Origin of the sequence: Gordonia terrae (assembly GCF_001698225.1) — a bacterium.
Classification (GTDB): domain Bacteria; phylum Actinomycetota; class Actinomycetes; order Mycobacteriales; family Mycobacteriaceae; genus Gordonia; species Gordonia terrae.
This window is the reverse complement of sequence record NZ_CP016594.1, coordinates 4,104,900-4,124,342: the sequence shown is the minus strand read 5'-3', so window position 1 is coordinate 4,124,342 and position 19,443 is coordinate 4,104,900. Positions and strand designations below refer to the sequence as shown.

The 19,443-nt window shown below is 68.5% G+C and carries 15 protein-coding genes; 12 read left to right on the top strand and 3 right to left on the bottom strand.

Annotated elements, in window-relative coordinates; translation table 11 throughout:
* Positions 1 to 112: 112 nt before the first annotated feature.
* Both BCM27_RS18525 and ahcY read left to right on the top strand, forming a co-directional pair.
* Complete coding sequence (locus BCM27_RS18525) at positions 113 to 1,669, top strand: amino acid permease (protein ID WP_004023517.1); 1,557 nt, start codon at positions 113 to 115, stop codon at positions 1,667 to 1,669.
* Between the two features lie 107 nt (positions 1,670 to 1,776).
* Positions 1,777 to 3,246 carry an adenosylhomocysteinase gene (gene ahcY / locus BCM27_RS18520; protein ID WP_004023516.1) on the top strand — a complete coding sequence of 490 codons (1,470 nt, stop codon included), beginning with the start codon at positions 1,777 to 1,779 and terminating at the stop codon, positions 3,244 to 3,246.
* A 97-nt stretch (positions 3,247 to 3,343) separates the two neighbouring features.
* Here ahcY and BCM27_RS25815 read toward each other — a convergent pair whose 3' ends face one another.
* A complete protein-coding gene (locus tag BCM27_RS25815; RefSeq protein ID WP_004023515.1) occupies positions 3,344 to 4,138 on the bottom strand; it encodes a hypothetical protein in 795 nt (264 codons plus the stop codon).
* 63 nt (positions 4,139 to 4,201) lie between these two features.
* Complete coding sequence (locus tag BCM27_RS18510) at positions 4,202 to 4,855, bottom strand: dTMP kinase (protein ID WP_004023514.1); 654 nt, start codon at positions 4,853 to 4,855, stop codon at positions 4,202 to 4,204.
* 88 nt (positions 4,856 to 4,943) lie between these two features.
* On the opposite strand from BCM27_RS18510, the gene mtrA reads away from it, so the two are divergent.
* Genes mtrA through lpqB form a run of 3 tightly spaced genes read left to right on the top strand, consistent with a single transcriptional unit; the run spans position 4,944 to position 9,048 of the window.
* Positions 4,944 to 5,630, top strand: coding sequence for an MtrAB system response regulator MtrA (gene mtrA, locus BCM27_RS18505; RefSeq protein ID WP_081487056.1), 687 nt, complete (start codon positions 4,944 to 4,946; stop codon positions 5,628 to 5,630).
* Positions 5,627 to 7,303, top strand: a complete 1,677-nt coding sequence (gene mtrB, locus BCM27_RS18500; RefSeq protein ID WP_004023512.1) for an MtrAB system histidine kinase MtrB — start codon at positions 5,627 to 5,629, stop codon at positions 7,301 to 7,303. The genes mtrA and mtrB overlap by 4 nt, the downstream gene beginning before the upstream one ends.
* Complete coding sequence (gene lpqB / locus BCM27_RS18495; RefSeq protein WP_004023511.1) at positions 7,300 to 9,048, top strand: MtrAB system accessory lipoprotein LpqB; 1,749 nt, start codon at positions 7,300 to 7,302, stop codon at positions 9,046 to 9,048. Before mtrB ends, lpqB begins: the two co-directional genes overlap by 4 nt.
* Positions 9,049 to 9,144: 96 nt before the next feature.
* Here lpqB and BCM27_RS18490 read toward each other — a convergent pair whose 3' ends face one another.
* Complete coding sequence (locus BCM27_RS18490; protein WP_033205143.1) at positions 9,145 to 9,816, bottom strand: ComF family protein; 672 nt, start codon at positions 9,814 to 9,816, stop codon at positions 9,145 to 9,147.
* A gap of 354 nt (positions 9,817 to 10,170) precedes the next feature.
* Here BCM27_RS18490 and hpf point away from each other — a divergent pair, with 354 nt between their 5' ends.
* From hpf to BCM27_RS18455, 7 genes are all read left to right on the top strand, one after another.
* Entirely contained in the window at positions 10,171 to 10,992 is an 822-nt protein-coding gene (gene hpf, locus BCM27_RS18485; protein WP_004023509.1) for a ribosome hibernation-promoting factor, HPF/YfiA family, read from the top strand.
* A gap of 174 nt (positions 10,993 to 11,166) precedes the next feature.
* The gene (gene secA / locus BCM27_RS18480; protein ID WP_004023508.1) at positions 11,167 to 13,992 is read left to right on the top strand and encodes a preprotein translocase subunit SecA; all 2,826 of its coding nucleotides are present in this window, start codon (positions 11,167 to 11,169) and stop codon (positions 13,990 to 13,992) included.
* A 176-nt stretch (positions 13,993 to 14,168) separates the two neighbouring features.
* Positions 14,169 to 14,741: an Rv3235 family protein gene (locus tag BCM27_RS18475; RefSeq protein WP_004023507.1), complete on the top strand. Its 573-nt coding sequence runs from the start codon at positions 14,169 to 14,171 to the stop codon at positions 14,739 to 14,741.
* A gap of 86 nt (positions 14,742 to 14,827) precedes the next feature.
* Positions 14,828 to 16,333 (top strand): wax ester/triacylglycerol synthase domain-containing protein, encoded by a 1,506-nt coding sequence (locus tag BCM27_RS18470; protein ID WP_004023506.1) that lies wholly within the window; start codon positions 14,828 to 14,830, stop codon positions 16,331 to 16,333.
* Positions 16,330 to 16,896: a DUF6912 family protein gene (locus BCM27_RS18465; protein WP_004023505.1), complete on the top strand. Its 567-nt coding sequence runs from the start codon at positions 16,330 to 16,332 to the stop codon at positions 16,894 to 16,896. Before BCM27_RS18470 ends, BCM27_RS18465 begins: the two co-directional genes overlap by 4 nt.
* Before the next feature lie 74 nt (positions 16,897 to 16,970).
* Positions 16,971 to 18,086 carry a ferredoxin reductase gene (locus BCM27_RS18460; RefSeq protein WP_004023504.1) on the top strand — a complete coding sequence of 372 codons (1,116 nt, stop codon included), beginning with the start codon at positions 16,971 to 16,973 and terminating at the stop codon, positions 18,084 to 18,086.
* Between the two features lie 82 nt (positions 18,087 to 18,168).
* Positions 18,169 to 19,311: a GNAT family N-acetyltransferase gene (locus BCM27_RS18455; protein ID WP_004023503.1), complete on the top strand. Its 1,143-nt coding sequence runs from the start codon at positions 18,169 to 18,171 to the stop codon at positions 19,309 to 19,311.
* Positions 19,312 to 19,443 lie beyond the last annotated feature (132 nt).

Genomic DNA, 19,443 nt, shown 5'->3' with positions numbered 1-19,443 from the left:
GATCCGAACATCGTTCGGATAGCGTAGGCATTCGCTCCAGGCGAGTTCGTCCTCGTCGCACGACCGCGGGTGGGCCAGTGACTCTGGTTCCGCCGGACCATGGGAGGACCCGATGAGTAGCCCGTTCAGGCGCGTCAAGTCGGTCGAGCAATCGATCACCGACACCGACGAACCCGATACCAAACTCCGCAAAGACCTCACCTCGTGGGATCTGACCGTCTTCGGTGTGGCCGTCGTGGTCGGCGCCGGAATCTTCACTCTCACCGCGCGCACGGCGGGCAATCTCGCCGGGCCCTCGGTGTCGTTGGCCTTCGTGCTGGCCGCCATCGCGTGCGGACTCGCCGCCCTCTGTTATGCCGAATTCGCATCGACGGTGCCGGTCGCCGGTAGTGCGTACACCTTCACCTTCGCGACCTTCGGCGAATTCATCGCCTGGATCATCGGGTGGGACCTGATCCTGGAGTTCGCGTTGGCGGCGTCCGTGGTCGCCAAGGGGTGGTCCCTCTACCTGGGCAACATCCTCGGGACGTCGGCATCCATCGAGATCACCGACTCCATCAGTTTCGACTGGGGTGCGGTCCTGCTCATCGCGGTCTTGACGGTCCTGCTCGCCCTCGGAACCAAGTTGTCGTCGCGGGTGTCGCTCGTCATCACGACGATCAAGGTCTTCGTCGTCCTGCTCGTCATCGTTGTCGGCGCCTTCTACATCTCGGCGAAGAACTACGACCCGTTCGTACCCCCCGCTGCTCCGCCGGCCGAAGGCGAGTCGGGTCTGCACCAGACGCTGTTCTCGGCGATCACGGGTGCCGAGGGCAGCACCTTCGGGTGGTACGGCCTGCTCGCCGCCGCGTCGCTGGTGTTTTTCGCCTTCATCGGTTTCGACGTCGTGGCGACCACCGCCGAAGAGACCAAGAATCCGCAGAAGGCCATGCCCCGCGGCATCCTCGGATCCCTGGCGATCGTGACCGTTCTCTACGTCGGCGTCAGCCTGGTCGTCTCCGGCATGGTTCCGTACCCGGAGCTGGCCGACAAGACGGACCCGGCGACCGGTGAGGTGTCCGGGTCGACCCTCACCACCGCGTTCGAGTATCACGGGGTGACCTGGGCCGGCTGGGTCATCAACCTCGGTGCCCTCGCCGGTCTGACGACGGTCGTCATGGTGCTGATGCTCGGCCAGACCCGCGTCGGATTCGCGATGGCCCGCGACGGCCTGCTGCCCCGATCGCTGGCCCGTACGGGCAAGCGCGGGACCCCCGTGCGATTCACCATCCTGGTCGGTGTCGTCTCGGGCGTGCTCGCGGCCTTCTTCCCGATGGGGACGCTCGAGGAGATGGTCAACATCGGCACGCTCTTCGCCTTCGTGCTGGTGAGTGTCGGAGTCATCGTCCTGCGCCGGACCCGGCCCGATCTCGAGCGTGGCTTCCGCGTGCCGCTCGTCCCGCTGGTACCGATCCTGTCGATCCTCGCGTGCCTGTGGCTGATGCTGAACCTGTCGGTCGAGACCTGGATCCGGTTCGTCGTGTGGATGGTCCTCGGCGTCGTCGTGTACTTCGCCTACGGCTATCGCAAGTCGGTCTTCGCGCGGCGGGAGCGCGGGGAGCTGGTGGGCGAGGTCGATGCGTCTGCCCACGGGGTCGCCGCCGACGACGGTCCCGCGCGCGGTAGCTGAATCCGACGCCCCTGCCCCTCGGAACCGGCCGGTCGTTCCGATAGCCTGGATCGAACGCATTCGCGCCTGCATCATCAGGCGCCCGACGCGAACGACAAGGGGATCAGATGACGACTGCTCAGGACGAGCTGAAGGCCGACAGCCGCAACGGAATCGACTACAAGGTTGCCGACCTGTCCCTCGCGGACTTCGGCCGCAAGGAGATCGAGCTCGCCGAGCACGAGATGCCCGGACTCATGGAACTGCGACGCGAGTATGCAGACGTGTTGCCGCTCAGGGGGGCTCGGATCTCCGGCTCGCTGCACATGACCGTGCAGACCGCCGTTCTCATCGAGACCCTGACCGCGCTCGGCGCCGAGGTCCGCTGGGCGTCGTGCAACATCTTCTCCACCCAGGACCACGCCGCAGCGGCGATCGTGGTGGGCCCGAATGGCACCCCGGAAGAGCCGAAGGGTGTGCCGGTCTTCGCCTGGAAGGGCGAGACCCTGGAGGAGTACTGGTGGGCGGCCGAGGAGATGCTGACCTGGCCGGGTGAACCGGCGAACATGATCCTCGACGACGGCGGTGACGCGACGATGCTCGTGCTGCGCGGCGCCGAATTCGAGAAGGCCGGCGTGGTCCCGCCCGCCGAGGACGATCATCCGGCCGAGTACAAGGTGTTCCTCGAACTGTTGCGCAAGCGCTTCGAGACCGACAAGGGCAAGTGGACCGCGATCGCCGAATCGGTCCAGGGCGTCACCGAGGAGACCACCACCGGCGTTCTGCGCCTGTACCAGTTCGCCGCCGCCGGCGATCTCGCCTTCCCGGCGATCAACGTCAACGACTCCGTCACCAAGTCGAAGTTCGACAACAAGTACGGGACCCGGCACTCGCTGATCGACGGCATCAACCGCGGCACCGACGTCCTCATCGGCGGCAAGAAGGTGCTGATCTGCGGTTACGGCGACGTGGGCAAGGGATGCGCGGAGTCGCTCGCCGGCCAGGGCGCCCGTGTCCAGGTCACCGAGATCGACCCGATCAACGCACTGCAGGCGCTCATGGACGGCTTCGACGTCGTCACCGTCGAGGACGCGATCGGCAACGCCGACATCGTCATCACCTCGACCGGCAACCTCGGCATCATCACCCTCGAGCACATGCGGGCGATGAAGCACCAGGCGATCCTCGGCAACATCGGTCACTTCGACAACGAGATCGACATGGCCGGGCTCGAGCGGTCGGGTGCCAAGCGCATCACCGTCAAGCCGCAGGTCGACCAGTGGATCTTCGAGAACGGCAAGTCGATCATCGTGCTGTCCGAGGGGCGCCTGCTCAACCTCGGCAATGCGACCGGCCACCCGTCGTTCGTGATGAGCAACAGCTTCTCGAACCAGGTGATCGCGCAGATCGAGCTGTGGACGAAGAACGACGAGTACGACAACGAGGTCTACCGTCTGCCCAAGCACCTCGACGAGAAGGTCGCGCGCATCCACGTCGAGGCACTCGGCGGCACGCTCACCAAGCTCACCAAGGAGCAGGCCGAGTACATCAACGTCGACGTCGAGGGCCCCTACAAGCCCGAGCATTACCGCTACTGATCGTCAACGACACAAGGGGCGTCCCACCGAGGTGGGACGCCCCTTGTCGTATGGTGCCGGTGTCGGATGGTGCGGGTGCGGTCAGGTACGGATGTGGTCAGGTGCCGATGTCGGGTTCGGCGTCGGGGCAGTAGATCCACGAACCCTGCTCCTTGAGGAACCGTTCCCTCGACTTCTCCGAAGCCGTTCTCTCCGTGCCCTTCTCGAGGTGAGACACGACCTCGGACTGGGCGACGTTGCCGTCGAAGGCCGTGTCGAGGAAACCGTCGAGGACGATGTCGCCGCCGTCGGCGGGTGGTGCCTCGGTGACCCGATCGCGGGATTGGGTGCACACCGCGGCGCGCATCCGGCCGACGTCGCGCGCGTTGTGTGCCGTGATGTAGGCGAGCAACGCGGAGCGGATCTCGGCCAGCGCCGTGTAGTCGGTCGACCCCGGCTCCGATCCGGTCCCGCTCGGCGAGGGGTCGCTCGTGGTCGAGGTCGGGGCGGATGAGGGGCTCGACGTGCCGGCAACCGCGGAGTCCTCCGACGACGATCTGGTCGCCACGACCGTCACCACGAGCGCGATCACCGCGACGACCGCGACGCCGCCGAGCACCCACGCGACGATCACCCCGGTGTTGCGGCGGGGCGGCGGTGGTGGCCCGGGCGGACCGCCGAAGCCCGGGGCGAGCGCGGGCGGCCCGTATTGTCCGGGAGCGAACGGCGGACGGCCATACGGAGCGCCGGGTGGCGGCACCGGGCCGCGGCCGGGTGGGGGGCCGTACCCGCGGGGCCCGGGCGGACCGGGATACGGACGTCCCGGACCCTGCTGACCGGGACCCTGCTGACCGGGGCCGGGTGGGCCGTAGGGCGACGGCCCGCCACCAGGTGGAGGTGGCTGATAGGTCATGGAACGCCTTCCGAATCGTTGGTCCAAGGCTATCGAAACCGCGCGACGGGAGCATCGATCGAGTCATTCGGTCGGTGTCGTCCGGCCTGCGCTCAGATGGTGGGCCAGGTCCTGGATGTTCTCGCCGTCGTAGCGGTACCAGGGTGACATCCACGCGGCGTCGGCGAGGTCGCGGTACACGGCGTCGACGCGACGCTGAAGCGCTTCGTCCCGTTCGTAGGTGTCCCGGGCACGTGTCGCATCCCGCTCGGCCCGCGCCGCGGCGCGCTGCATCGCGACCTCGGGGGAGACCCCGAGCAGTACGTGGCGGTCGGGGACGGGCATGCCGAATCGTCCGAATTCCAGGTCGACTACCCAGCGCACGACCTCACCGGCGGCGTCCTGGTCGAGCCGCGCCGCGTTGTATGCGGCGTTGGACGCGACATAGCGGTCGAGGATCACGATGTCGTGGGCGTCGGTCGCGGCCGCGATGTCATCGACCGCGCCGGCTCGGTCGAGCGCGAAGAGCAAGGCCATGGCGTACACGCTGTCGCTGAGATCACCGTGCGAACCGTGCAGGGCCTCGGCGGCGATGTCAGCGGTTGCCGACCGGCCGTAGCGCGGGAACGTGAAGGTCGCGACCCGCAGTCCGGCCGCCGACCACCGATCGATCAAACCGGTGACCAACGTGTTCTTCCCGGCGCCGTCGAGTCCTTCGACGGCTATCAATTGACCCACGCGGGGGAGTCTAGGGGGTGGGACCGATCGGGTCGGAACGTCCGTCCCGGCGCGTCGATCACCACGGTTTCATCACGGTGATGTCACCATTGACATCATGAAGCCCCGCATCCTTGTCGTGGACGACGACGCCGCGCTCGCCGAGATGCTGACGATCGTGCTGCGCGGCGAGGGTTTCGAGCCCTTCGTGGTGGGCGACGGCACACAGGCTCTGACCGCCGTCCGGGAGATCCGACCCGATCTCGTACTCCTCGACCTCATGCTGCCCGGCATGAACGGCATCGATGTGTGCCGAGTGCTCCGCGCCGACTCCGGTGTGCCCATCGTGATGCTGACCGCGAAGTCCGACACCGTCGACGTGGTGCTGGGACTCGAGTCCGGCGCCGACGACTACATGGTCAAGCCGTTCAAGCCCAAGGAACTCGTCGCCCGAGTGCGCGCGCGACTGCGCCGGACCGACGAGGAACCCGCCGAGCTGCTGTCGATCGGGCCGGTGGAGATCGACGTCCCGGCGCACAAGGTCACGCGCGACGGCGTGCCGATCTCGCTGACCCCCCTCGAGTTCGACCTGCTGGTGGCGCTGGCGCGCAAGCCCCGTCAGGTCTTCACCCGCGATGTCCTCCTGGAACAGGTGTGGGGATACCGGCATCCGGCGGACACTAGACTCGTCAACGTGCATGTCCAGCGGTTACGCGCCAAGGTCGAAACCGACCCGGAGAATCCCGAGGTCGTCCTGACGGTGAGGGGGGTCGGCTACAAGGCCGGCCCGCCGTGATCGGTCGATCTCGACGACGGGTCAACAGCACTCTCGGACGCTTCACCCGCACCGCCGGCGCTGTCGGACGTGCCTTCGGGCACATCTGGCGGCGCTCGCTGCAGTTGCGGGTCGTCGTGTCCACGTTGGTGCTGTCGGTCGTCGTGCTCCTCATCCTCGGCTTCGTTCTGGTCACCCAGATCACCGACCGGCTGCTCGACGTCAAGCTGGCCGCGGCGACCGAGGAGATCGACCGGGCCCGCATCTCCGTGGAACGTGACCTCTCGAGCGGTGCGGGGAACATGTCGGTGCAGAACCGACTGCGCCAGACGCGATCGCTGCTCACCGACCGAGATGCCGACACCGGCCAGGCGTCGGGCGCGGTCGGTGCCTTCGACACCGTGCTGCTGGTGCCGGGAGGCTCCGACAACGGGGTCGCGAGCGGTGTCGGACCGACCGCCGAGGTCCCGTCGAACCTGCGTGACATGGTGCGCGGCGGGCAGGTGGCCTACCAGTACACCCAGGTCCCCGACGGGACGGGCGGGCGGGCGCCCGCGTTGATCGTCGGCAGTCCCACGAACGCCTCGGTGCCCGGCCTCGAGCTGTACCTCGTCTTCCCGCTGACCGCCGAACAGAACACGCTCGATCTGGTCCGCGGCACCCTGCTGACCGGCAGCATCGTGCTGCTCGGTCTGCTGGCCGCGATCGCCTGGCTCGTCTCGCGGCAGGTCGTCATCCCGGTGCGGTCGGCGTCGCGGATCGCGGTGCGGTTCGCCGATGGCCGACTCAAGGAGCGGATGCCGGTCCGCGGTGAGGACGACATGGCCCGGCTCGCGATGTCGTTCAACGACATGGCCGAGAGTCTGTCCAAACAGATCACCCATCTCGAGGAGTTCGGCGGGCTGCAGCGCCAGTTCACCTCCGACGTCAGTCACGAGCTGCGCACCCCGCTCACCACGGTGCGGATGGCCTCGGACGTGCTCTACGAGGGCCGCGAGGATCTCGACCCCGTCCGCAAGCGGTCGGTGGAGTTGCTCGACAAGGAGCTCGACCGTTTCGAGACGCTGCTCAACGAATTGCTGGAGATCTCGCGCCACGACGCAGGCATGGCCGAACTGGCCGCCGAACGCATGGACATGGCGATCCCGATCGACGGCGCCCTCGCCACGGTCGGTCATCTGGCCGAGGAGACCGGCACCGAGCTCGTCCTCGACCTGCCTGCCGAACCGGTCCTCGCCGAGATCGACCCGCGTCGCGTCGAGCGCATCCTGCGGAACCTCCTCGCCAATGCCATCGACCACGGTGAACGGAAACCGGTGACGCTGACCATGCGTTCGGATGGTGACGCGGTGGCGATCACCGTGCGCGATCAGGGCATCGGACTGCGTCCGGGGGAAGAGAAGCTGGTGTTCAACCGATTCTGGCGTTCCGACCCGTCGCGGTTCCGGCGCTCGGGCGGTACCGGTCTCGGGTTGGCGATCAGCATCGAGGACGCGCGCCTGCACCAGGGGAGGCTCGAGGCCTGGGGCGAGCCGGGCAAGGGTGCGTGCTTCCGGCTGACCCTGCCGCTCGTGCGCGGGCACAAGGTCCTGGGCTCCCCGCTGCCGCTGAAGTCGGTGGGCACGCTGCAGCGCACGTCCGGGCCCAAGACGTCCGGCCGCGCTCCGGGCAGCCCGGGGGTGGGTGCGGAATGAACCGATCACCCCGGTCGGCCCGCGGTGTTCTCGCGCTGGCGTTGGCCGTCGCGGCGCTCCTCGTGGTCGCCGCATGCGGCGCGATCCCCAACGACTCCTCGCCGCAACCCATCAAGTCGTTCGAGCGGGAGGGCGCCACCAACGCGGTCCCGGTGCCGCAGGCCGACATGGACCCCGAGGCGCTGGTGCGGGCCTTCCTCAAGTCCACGGTCGATCCCGACTCGGCTCATCGTGCAGCCCGGGCATTCCTGACCCCGGTCGCCTCCCAGCAATGGGACGATCGCGGCGACGCGCTCATCGTCGACGAGATCAACACCTTCGTCGACCAGCGCAACGAGGACTCGGTGCGGATGCGGCTGATCGGCGACAACGTCGGGACCCTCAAGTCCGACGGTCAGCTGCTCCCGGCGTCGGGGCGGGTGGAGACGAGCATCAGCCTCACGCGATCCGGTGATCAGTGGCGGATCGATGGTCCGTTGCCGAGCGGAACGATGATCGACCGCGACCAGTTCGACAACACCTACCGCCCGGTCTCGCTGTACTTCAGCGACCGAACCGGGCGCCGACTGGTGCCCGACCCGCGCTGGCTCTATGCCGGCCAGGCCACCGACCCCACCGTCCTGGTCAACCGTCTGATCGCCGGCCCCGCCTCGGATCTGGCGGCGGCTGTGGACAGCGGCTTCCCCAACGACGCCGCGCTGCGGGGCCCGGTCGTGGGTCTCGCCGGCGGCGGGGTGCGGGTGGACCTCGACGGCATCGGGAGCGCGCCGGCCCGTGATCGCGCCGTGCTCGCCGCCCAGATCATCTGGACCCTCGACGGCGCCGACATCTCCGGCCCCTATGTCATCGACGCCGACGGTGCCCCGCTGGCCGCCGAGCGGGCCTCCGGATGGCAGACCGCCGACGTCCGGGCCTTCGACCCCAACTCCGTGCCCACCACCGATGTCGGGCTGAACATCATCACCGGCGGAGCCCTGCGCGCGGTGACGGACACCGCGACGGTGCCCGTTCAGGGGCCGTTGGGTACCGCTCGCGATGTGCGTTCGGCGACCATCTCCGACAACGGGGCGCGGGTCGCGGCGGTCCGCGGCCTGTCCGGGCCCGATCGCAGGCTCGAGTTGGTGATCGGCGACTACGGCGGCGACATCGGTCCGATCGTCGGCGGCTCCTCGATCACCCGTCCGTCCTTCGGCGCCGACGAGAACACGGTCTGGGTCGTGGTCGACGGCAAGCCGATCCAGTGGCAACGCGACGACGACGGTACCCAGACGGTGCCCGTCGAGGCGTCGTCGATCCCGACGGTGGCCCGCGGTGCGATCACCGAGATGCAGGTGGCGCCGGACGGGGTGCGCGCCGCCCTCGTGGTCGGGGGACAGATCGTCTTCGCCGTCCTGTCGACCAACGCCGAGGGCGGGGTGTCGCTGACGAGTCCACGGATAGCCGCCTACAACATCGGCAACCGTGCGGTCTCGGTGGACTGGGCGTCGCCGACGACATTGATGATCGCGCGCGAGGCGCCGGAGTCGCCGGTCGTGCAGCTGTCGATCGACGGCACCCCGGCAGTGGGCCTGCTGAGCGGCAACGTGTCACCGCCGGTGCGGGCAGTGGTCGCCAACACGTCCACGATCTACGTCGGTGATCAGCGCGGGGTCCTCCGTCTGGGCAGCAGCAACGGACAGCCCGACCAGTATTGGACCGAGGTCGAGCCGGCGATGATCGACGGCGCGATCCCCGTCCTGCCCTGATCGGCAGACGGTCTCTGCGGCCGCCGGTCGGATCGAGAACGCATGCGACCTCGGCCGGTGCGCTCGACGCGGCGAGACCCGGGTCGAGAACGGTCCTCAGGCAGCGGCCAGCACCACGACCGCGACGACGTCGATCCCGTTCTCGGACAGCACGCGTACCGACTCGGCCGCGGTCGCGCCGGTGGTCAGTACGTCGTCGACCAGGATGGCGGTCGTCCCTCGGGTCGGCGGGCCGCCAGCGTGTAGTCGCACCGCACCGCGAAGGTTCTGGGCACGGGCCCGGGCATCGAGTCCGGCGGAATCCCGTGCGGTCGCCGCCGTCCTCAGAAGCGGTGCCACGCGTACGCGTCGGCCCAGGACCGGCGCGGCATACGACGCCACCGCGGTGACCGGGTCGCCACCCCGCCGGCGCGCGGTCATCCGGCGTGTGGGGGCCGGGATCAACAGCATCCGGTCGGCGTCGGGGAGCTCGCCCCAGCCGGCGAGCACGCGGATGCCGCGGGCGAGTGCGGTGCCGAGCGGGCGCGCGAGGTCTCGGCGGTCGTGTTCCTTGATCTCGATGATCGCCTGCCGGTGCGGACCCCGATAACGGCCGAGCGCCCACACGGCGACGCCCGGCTCGACCCGTGGACGGGCGGCGATCGGAACGTCGGACAGAGCGTGTTCGCACCGCGGGCACCATCGGGTCCCCGGGCGCCGGCACCCACCGCACAGGACCGGGAGCACGAGATCGGCCCCGGCACGGAAGATCCCCCACCGCCGTGTCACCCGCCGACGGTAGACCAACCCGATCCGGTGCGGCGGGCCCCGGCCGAGGCTGTGGACAACCGGCGCGGGGGCTCGGCCGGGACCTTGTACCCCGATCGTCACGACATGCCGACGCGGCGCCGCAAAACGTGGCCGATACCGGAACTTGCGGCTACGGTCGGGGGTACAGCAGGTTGCCGGCGGCCCTCGAGGCCGGCGCCGGCCACGACCGCTTTTGCCGGGAGGTGATGCCCCTGTAGCCAGGGTGTCAGCTGTCAGCTGACATGGACACATCCTCGGTGCCGTTCGAATCATCAGTGCGACAACAGATCACGATGACTCAACCGGCTTCGGGACAATTCAGGAGGTAGTTGAATGTCCACAGTCATCCACCGCAAAGGCCAGCGCGAACCGAAGACCGCCGACCCACGGCCGACCGTGGAGGAGGGCCTCGCGCCCGACCGCCAGCCAGCCGAGAACGATTCCTACGATCCAGAGTTCGCCTTCGTCCGCCCACCGGGAACGGTGGAATCCGACGATCCCGCCGAACCCACAGCCAAGGTCGTGTTCAGCGGCCGCAACGTCGAGATCCCCGACCACTACCGCATCTACGTCGGCGACAAACTCGCTCGCCTCGAGCGTTTCGATCCGACCATCTACCGATTCGACGTCGAGCTGAACCACGAACGCAACCGGAGACAGTCCAAGTCCTGTCAGCAGGTGGAGATCACCGCGACGGGCAAGGGGCCGATCGTACGGGCGCAGGCCTGTGGCGAGAACTTCTACGCCGCGCTCGAACACGCGCTGGACAAGGTCGAGTCCCGACTCCGTCGCGTCAAGGACCGCAGGCGTGTCCACCACGGCAACCGTCGGCCGCTCTCGGTCGCCGAGGCCACCGAGATCGGTGCGCCACCCCTGCGCGACAACCAGTTGTCGGTCGACGGCCTCGTCGGTGATCCCGGGACGGACTCCGGCGACACGGCCGAACGGTGGGACGACGGTGTGGAGGAGTACACGCCGGGCCAGATCGTGCGCGTCAAGGAGCACACCGCGGTACCGATGACCGTCGACGACGCGCTCTACGAGATGGAACTGGTCGGCCACGACTTCTTCCTGTTCCACGACAAGGAGACCGACAAGGCGTCCGTGGTCTACCGCAGGCATGCCTTCGACTACGGCCTCATCAGATTGACGTGACCCCCGAGCGGCCCTGATCGGCGGTCACCGGGTCGGTCCCGAGCGAGGAACTCGGGACCACCTGACGGTCCGATCAGGGTCTGCTCAGCTCACCTCGCTACCATGGGATCCGGTCTGTGCGTTCGCGCGGGCCGGATTCCGTGTGTTTTCTACAGGTGAGGGACTCGATCCACGGTGCTGAACAAGCTGTTGCGTGTCGGCGAAGGCCGCATGGTCAAGCGACTCGATGCGATCGCATCGCACGTCGAGGCGCTGTCCGATGATGTCGAGGCGTTGACCGACGCCGAGTTGCGCGCCAAGACAGACGAGTTCAAGGAGCGGATCGCCGACGGGGCGTCGCTCGACGAGCTGCTGCCCGAGGCGTTCGCGGTGGCCCGTGAGGCCGCGTGGCGCGTCCTCGACCAGAAGCACTTCCACGTCCAGATCATGGGCGGCGCGGCGCTGCACTACGGGAACATCGCCGAGATGAAGACCGGTGAGGGCAAGACGCTCACCTGTGTGCTCCCGGCGTACCTGAACGCACTCTCCGGTGACGGCGTCCACGTCGTCACCGTCAACGACTACCTGGCCAAACGCGACTCCGAGTGGATGGGTCGCGTGCACCGGTTCCTGGGTCTGGACACCGCGGTGATCCTGACCGGGATGAGCTCGGCCGCGCGTCGGGAGGCCTATGCCGCCGACATCACCTACGGCACCAACAACGAGTTCGGCTTCGACTACCTGCGCGACAACATGGCGCATTCCCTCGAGGATCTCGTCCAGCGCGGTCACGCGTTCGCCATCGTCGACGAGGTCGACTCGATCCTGGTCGACGAGGCCCGGACGCCGCTGATCATCTCCGGTCCCGCCGAGGGGTCGAGCAAGTGGTACACCGAGTTCGCGCGGATCGCCCCGCTCCTCGAGCGCGACGTGCACTACGAGGTGGACATCAAGAAGAAGACGGTCGGCGTCCACGAGGCCGGCGTCGAGTTCGTCGAGGATCGCCTCGGCATCGACAATCTGTACGAGGCCGCCAACTCGCCCCTGGTCAGCTACCTGAACAACGCGATCAAGGTCAAGGAGCTGTTCCAGCGGGACAAGGACTACATCGTCCGCAACGGCAACGTCATGATCGTCGACGAGTTCACCGGGCGTGTGCTCGACGGTCGTCGCTTCAACGAGGGTCTGCACCAGGCCATCGAGGCGAAAGAGGGCGTCGAGATCAAGGCCGAGAACCAGACGCTGGCCACGATCACGCTGCAGAACTACTTCCGTCTCTACGAGAAGCTGTCCGGTATGACCGGTACCGCCGAGACCGAGGCCGCCGAGTTCGACCAGATCTACAAGCTCGGGGTGCTGCCGATCCCGACGAACAAGCCGATGATCCGCAAGGACCAGGGCGACCTCATCTACAAGACCGAAGAGGCGAAGTTCGCCGCCGTGGTCGACGATGTCACCGAGCGCCACGAGACCGGCCAGCCGGTCCTGATCGGTACGACCAGCGTCGAACGTTCGGAGTACCTGTCGCGCCAGCTCAAGAAGCGCGAGGTGCCGCACAGCGTCCTGAACGCGAAGTTCCACGAGCAGGAGGCGCAGATCATCGCCGAGGCGGGCCGGCTCGGTGCGGTGACCGTCGCGACCAACATGGCCGGTCGTGGTACCGACGTGGTGCTCGGCGGCAATCCCGACATCATCGCCGACACCCGGCTGCGCAAGGCCGGACTCGACCCGGTGCAGACGCCCGACGAGTACGAGGCCGCGTGGGACGAGGCCATCGAGGTCGCGCGCACCGGCGCGGCCAAGGAGGCCGAGGAGGTCCGCGCGGCGGGCGGGTTGTACGTGCTCGGAACCGAGCGCCACGAGTCGCGTCGTATCGACAACCAGCTGCGCGGTCGTTCGGGCCGCCAGGGCGACCCGGGCGAGTCGCGGTTCTACCTGTCGGTCGCCGACGAACTGATGCGCCGATTCAACGGCGGTGCGCTCGAGGCGATCATGAACCGCCTGCCCGACGACGTGCCGATCGAGGCCAAGATGGTCACCAAGGCCATCCGTAGCGCTCAGACGCAGGTCGAGCAGCAGAACTTCGAGATGCGCAAGAACGTCCTCAAGTACGACGAGGTGATGAACGAGCAGCGCAAGGTCATCTACGCCGAGCGCCGCACGATCCTCGAGGGCGAGGATCACCACGAGCAGGTCAAGCAGATGGTCTCCGATGTCGTCGGGGCCTATGTCGAGGGCGCGACGGCCGAGGGATATGCCGAGGACTGGGATCTCGACGAGCTGTGGTCGGCCCTGCGCGCGCTGTATCCGATCGAACTCGATCCGAAAGATGTCGTCGGCGAGTCCGAATACGGTGAGCGCGATGACATCTCGGCCGAGGAGTTGCGCGAGAAGCTCGTCGACGACGCTCGTGCCGCATACGACGCCCGCGAGAAGCAGATCGACTCGATCGCCGGCGAGGGCGCGATGCGCCAGCTCGAGCGCAGTGTGTTGCTGAGCGTGCTCGACCGCAAGTGGCGCGACCACCTCTACGAGATGGATTACCTGCGCGAGGGCATCCACCTGCGTTCGATGGCGCAGCGTGACCCGGTCGTCGAGTACCAGCGCGAGGGCTTCGACATGTTCCACGGAATGCTCGAGGGCCTCAAGGAAGAGGCGCTGACCATCCTGTTCAACGCCCAGGTCCAGACCGAGCAGCCGGCCCAGCAGCAGCCGCTCCCGAGCGCGGCCGACCTGCGCGCGGCGGTGGGCGCGGGCGCCCCGGCCCCCGTGCCGGCGGCCCCGGTGGCCGAGTCCGGTGCACAGGCCCCGGCCGCCCTGCGGGCACCGGCGCAGTCGGGTGACCCGGCCGTCACGTACTCCGGTCCGGGCGAGGGCGGCGGAACGGTCGTGCACTCCGAGGAAGAGGAGCTCTCGGGGGCCGCGGAATCCGCCAGCCGACGTGAGCGCCGCGCAGCGGCCCGTGCGACCACCAAGGGGGCCCGGCCCAAGCCCCCGAAGTCCAAGAAGCAGCGCCGCTGACACGTGTTCTGACCGCCGGCGGTCGGCCCTGGTTCTCCGGGGCCGGCCGCCGGCGATTTTTTTCGGACCATAGGGAACCGGGACGCCGCCTGGTGCGTCCAAGTCGCATGCACCCACTCCTCACGGGTCCTGAACCCGCCCCGGCCGGCACGTCCTGGCCGCACGTGTCCGGGCCGATGCAGACACCACGGGTGCGGGTTCGTCCCGCCCCGCCGTACGAGCCGGCCGGTCCGGTGGTGGCCGCCATGCCCGGCGTCGCGCCCTCGTCGACCGTCCGTCCGTTCCCGGCGTCCACACCCGGCACGGGTTCGGCCCGTAAGACCGCGTCGGCCGCCGCCGAGGCCCGCCGCTTCACCGTGGCGGTGTCCCGCCTGTTGTTCGAGGTGGTGGACCGTCGCCGCTCGGTCACACATCTCGGTGATGTCGTGTCGCCGGCCGTCGCCGACCAGGTCGCGGCGCTTGTGCGGCACGACGCCTTCCGGGTTCCCGAGGCACACGCCGCCGCGGCGTCGGCGCCCGCCGCGACGCAGGTCCCGACCGGGAACGTGCTGCGGCGGGTGCACGTCCAGTTGTGCGATCCCAGTGCCGCGGAGGTGTTCGGATCGTATGAGGGCGGGGGACGGACCAGGGCGTTCGCCGGGCGCATCGAGCGCAAGCCGATCCGGGTCCGAGGCGCCGGACCCGCCGGCCGTGGCTCACTGCGCCGTGTCGAGTACCGCTGGCAGCTGATCGCGCTGGAATTCAACTGACCCCACGCTCGTCGACGGGAGGCCATCGCGGGGCCGTCGGGGTCCGCGGGCCACGGGAATCAGCGTCGCCGACTAGGATCGGCGAGGTGGTCACCCGTCTGTCGCCCCGCGACGCGATGTACTACTTCCTCGACGATTCGCGGTCGACGACCCACCTCGGGGCTCTGCTGATCGTCGATCCCACGGCGGCACACAACACCTCGGGCGAGTCTCCCGTCACCGACTCCGACGCCCCGGCCGGTGAGACGCCCCGCGAGTCGACCCTCGACTACGCGGGCCTGGTGTCTCTGGTCGAGAACCGTCTGCAACTCATCCCGCGGTATCGGCAGGTCGTCCGTGAGGTGACCCTCGGGCTGGCGCGCCCGGTGTGGGTCGACGACCCCGACTTCGACATCAATTTCCACATCCGTCGTGCCGGCCTGCCTCGACCGGGCGGCACTGTCGACCTCGACGACCTCGTCGCGCGCGTGATGTCGCGGCCGCTCGACCGCACCCGGCCGCTGTGGGAGATGTACCTCATCGAGGGCCTCGCCGACGGCCGGCTCGCTATCCTCACGAAGTCGCACCGGTGCCTCATCGACGAGGCGGGCAGCCGGGAGATCAGCGAGATCATCTGCGACGGCAGCGAGCAGACCGACACGCTGCCGGAAGAGTTGTGGATGCCGGGCTCGCCGCCGGGTGGCACCCACCTCGTGGTCGGTGCACTCGCCGAGGCGTTCGCGCGTCCGGGAGATCTCGTCGACACAGTGCTGCACGGCAACGGGATCGTCTCCGAGATGCGGTCCGCCGTCGGAACCACCGTGCGACGCGTCGGGGATGTGGTGTCGCAGCTGTCCGACTCCGCGCCGCGCAGTCCACTCAACAACGCGGGCACGACGACCCGGTCGTTCACCACCGTCACGCTGCCGCGGCGCGGGTGCGCGAAGGTCGCCGAACGTCATGGCTGCACCATCAACGACGTCGAACTCGCGATCATCTCCGGCGTCATGCGCAGGTGGATGCTCTCGTTCGACCCGGCCGAGGTCCCCGCCGACACCGTGCGCGTCGTCGTCCCGCTGTCCGCGCGCGACCCGGGGGTCGAACACGCGGCAGAGTCGGAACCCGGCTGGATCGGGGTGGGCAGGCCCAGCTTCGTCACCGATCTTCCGGTGGGAGAGAGTAATCCGGCTGTTCGACTGGCCCAGGTGGCCGGGCTCGCCGACCGGTACGCGCAGTCCTCCCGTCGGATGAATCTCGGCCCGAGCCCGCTGTTCCCCGAGTTGGGTGTGGTGCCGTTCCCGGAGTTCAGTTCGCGCGCATTCCGGTCACTGAACAGCCGTGCCTACAACGTGCCGGTGGCGATGGGTACCGCCCCCGTCCCGGACCGGTTCGTGCTCGGCGCGCCGGTGTGTCAGGCGTTCTCGATTCCCACCCTCGTGTCGCAGCGTGCGCTGGCGATCAGCATCGTCGAGTACCGTGACGATCTGCACTTCGCCTTCGTCGCCGACCGCGGGGTCATCGCCGATCTACCGGCGATGGCCGACTACGTGTCCGAGTCCTTCGAAGAGTTGAGCCAGCCCTACCGCGAGCCGACGGGAGCAATTGACGAATGAGGGTGTACCTGCCGGCGACGTTGGCGATCCTGATGCGGCTCAACGCCGACGGCGAGTTCCATCCGCTCGGTGGCACGGGCTTCGCGCTGACGCCCGCGCTGCGCGAGGCCTTCGTCTCCGGCGACGACGAAGAACTGTCCGAGGTCGCCTTGCGCGAGGCGGCGCGCGCGTCGCTCCGCCTGCTCGCCGGGGAGGCCCCGGAGGACGGTGACACCGATGCCGAGGCGGAACTCGCCGCCGACGAGTCGGTCACCGAGTCGGCGGACACCCCGCGTCTGCCGCCTCGGCGGGTGGTGATCGCGGCCGACGTCGAGAACGTGACGCCCCGCCCCGACCTGGACGACGCGGTGGTCAAGGTCTCCGGACCGATCCCGCTGTCGGCGATCGCATCGGTTCACGTCGACGTCGAGGAGGCGGAGCCGAAGGTCCGGGCGGCCGTGGTCGTCATCGACGCCGCCGACATGGGTGACCTCGACGCCGAACTCGCCGTCGGTGATGTCGAGGACTTCGATCTCGCGTGGTACGCAACCCAGGAGCTGCCGTTCCTGCTCGAACTTCTCTGAGCCGGCAGGCCAACCTACGGTTCCGTAGGTTACTGTGTCCCCGACACGCTCCCACGTCGAAGGCGGTTTGTGAGATGGGCTTGCTCGAACGATTCGAGGAACCGGTTTCGGGGGTCGCGGCGCGCAGCCGCGGCTCGCAATGGGTTCGGGCCGCGCTCACCCGGATCACGACCCCGCTTCTCCCCGACGACTATCTCCACCTGGCGAATCCGCTGTGGTCGGCGCGAGAGTTGCGCGGCAAGGTCGTCTCCGTGACCCGGGAGACCGAGGACACCGCGACGATCCGAATCCGGCCGGGGTGGGGCTTCTCCTTCGATTACGCCCCGGGCCAGTACGTCGGCATCGGCGTCTTGATGGAGGGGCGCTGGGCGTGGCGCTCCTATTCGCTCACCTCGACCCCCGACTCATCCGCGGACGACAAGACGATCTCGATCACGGTCAAGGCGATGCCCGAGGGATTCCTGTCGAGCCACCTGGTCAACGGTCTGCAGCCGGGGACCGTCGTTCGTCTCGCGGCGCCGCGCGGCGAATTCGTCCTGCCCGACCCGCTGCCGGAGAAGGTGCTGTTCGTGACCGCGGGAAGCGGTCTCACGCCCATCATCTCGATGCTGCGCACCGTCCGGCACCGCGACCAGCGCTCCGACATCCGGCTCGTCCACTCGACACCGACCCCGGCCGACCTGTTGTTCGCCGACGAGCTCGAGAGCCTGGCGGCCGACGGCATCGTCGATCTGCACGTGCAGTACACGCGATCGGACGGGCAGATCACCCCGGAGGTGTTGCCGTCCCTGTGTGCCGACTGGCGCGATCGTCAGACCTGGGCCTGCGGCCCCGCCGGTTTCCTCGACGGCCTGCAGCGTCTGTACACGGATGCGCATCTCGCCGACCGGTTGCACATCGAGCGGTTCGCGCTCGAGCGCGGCGTCGTCGGGGCCCAGGGCGGCACCGTCACGTTCTCGCGGTCCGGGAAGTCGGCGGCCGTCGACGGCGCGACCACGTTGCTCGAGGCGGGGGAGTCGGCGGGCGCGATGATGCCCTTCGGATGTCGGATGGGTATCTGTCAGAGCTGTGTGGTCATGCTCGACAAGGGATGTGTGCGCGATCTGCGTTCGGGAGTCGAACATGTCGAGGGCGAACGAATCCAGACCTGTGTCAGCGCCGCGGCGGGGGATTGCACACTCGACGTCTGACCAGGCAGTTCCCCGCGTGCCGCTCGTGCCGACCAGTGACCCGGTAGGGTGAACGACGTGCGTGGTGAGAGGAAACCGGCCCGTGGAAACGCCGGCGAAGGCACCAGTGAGAGCTGAGGCCCCGGTCCCCAGCCCGATCCCCGTCCTGAGTGACGGAGGGGTCACGTTGCGGCCGCACGAGCCCCACGATCTCGATCGGATGGTCGAACTCGCGGCGGATCCGGCCATGATGCGGTGGACCCCGATCCCCGCTCCGTACAGCCGTGCGGCAGCAGAGCGCTTCGCGCTCGACTATGCACCGCGGAGCTGGGCGAACGGCACCCGGATGCTGTGGGCTGTCGAATTCGACGGGCGATTCGTCGGCACCGTCGACATCGAGGGTGAGGGCCCGCTGACGCGGCTCAGCTACGACCTGCATCCCGACGCCCGCGGGTGGGGCGTGATGAAGCGCGCCGTCCTGCTCGCCGTCAACTATGCGTTCGGCGAGGCAGGCAAGGAGGTCGTCCGCTGGACGACCGTGGCCGGCAACATCGACGCGCTGCGGGTGGCCCACTCGTGCGGCTTCCGTCTCGACGCCGCGGTGCGCAACGGCGTCGAGGTCCGCGGTCACATTCGCGACGCCTGGGTGGGATCGCTGCACGCGGACGATCCGCAACACCCGAAAACCGACTGGCGGACAGACGTTTTCGAGACGGAGCGATTCCGTCTCCGGCCGCTCGCGGAGTCCGACGACCCCCGGATCCGGGAGACGCTCGACGACCCGGCGTCGCGCAAGTACCTCTTCGCGCGGCCCGACCCGCTGGAGCTCGAACATGCCGCCGCCGAGCGTCTCCGCAAATGGTGGACCGCAGCGCAGGGCACGACGTGCACGTGGGCCGTGGCCGACCGCGAGACCGACGACTATCTGGGCGACATCACCCTCCTGCACATCGACGAGGTCACCGGAGCCGAGGCGGGTTTCTACACGCACCCGGAGGCGCGCGGGAAAGGTGTTCTCGCCGAAGCGTTCCCGGCTGCGGTTCGATACGCCTTCGACAAGCTGGGATTCCGTCGCCTGACCCTCTTCGCCGCCGACAGCAACGAGGGCAGCAAGAAGCTCGCCCGCAACGCCGGCTTCCGCGAATTCGGCACCCAGAAGCTCGCCGCCCGATCCGACGGCGTCTTCGAGGATCTCGTCGGCTTCGAGTTGTTCTGCGACGACTACGAGGCCCACCGCAACAACTGACCGGACCGCGGCTTTCGTCGACTGTGCGCCCGGGCGGTCCCACGACGGAGCTCGTTCTCGATCGCCCGAGCTCGTTCTCGACTGCCCGAGCCCAGGTTCGTCACACTCACTGGACACGACGGCGCCGCCAAC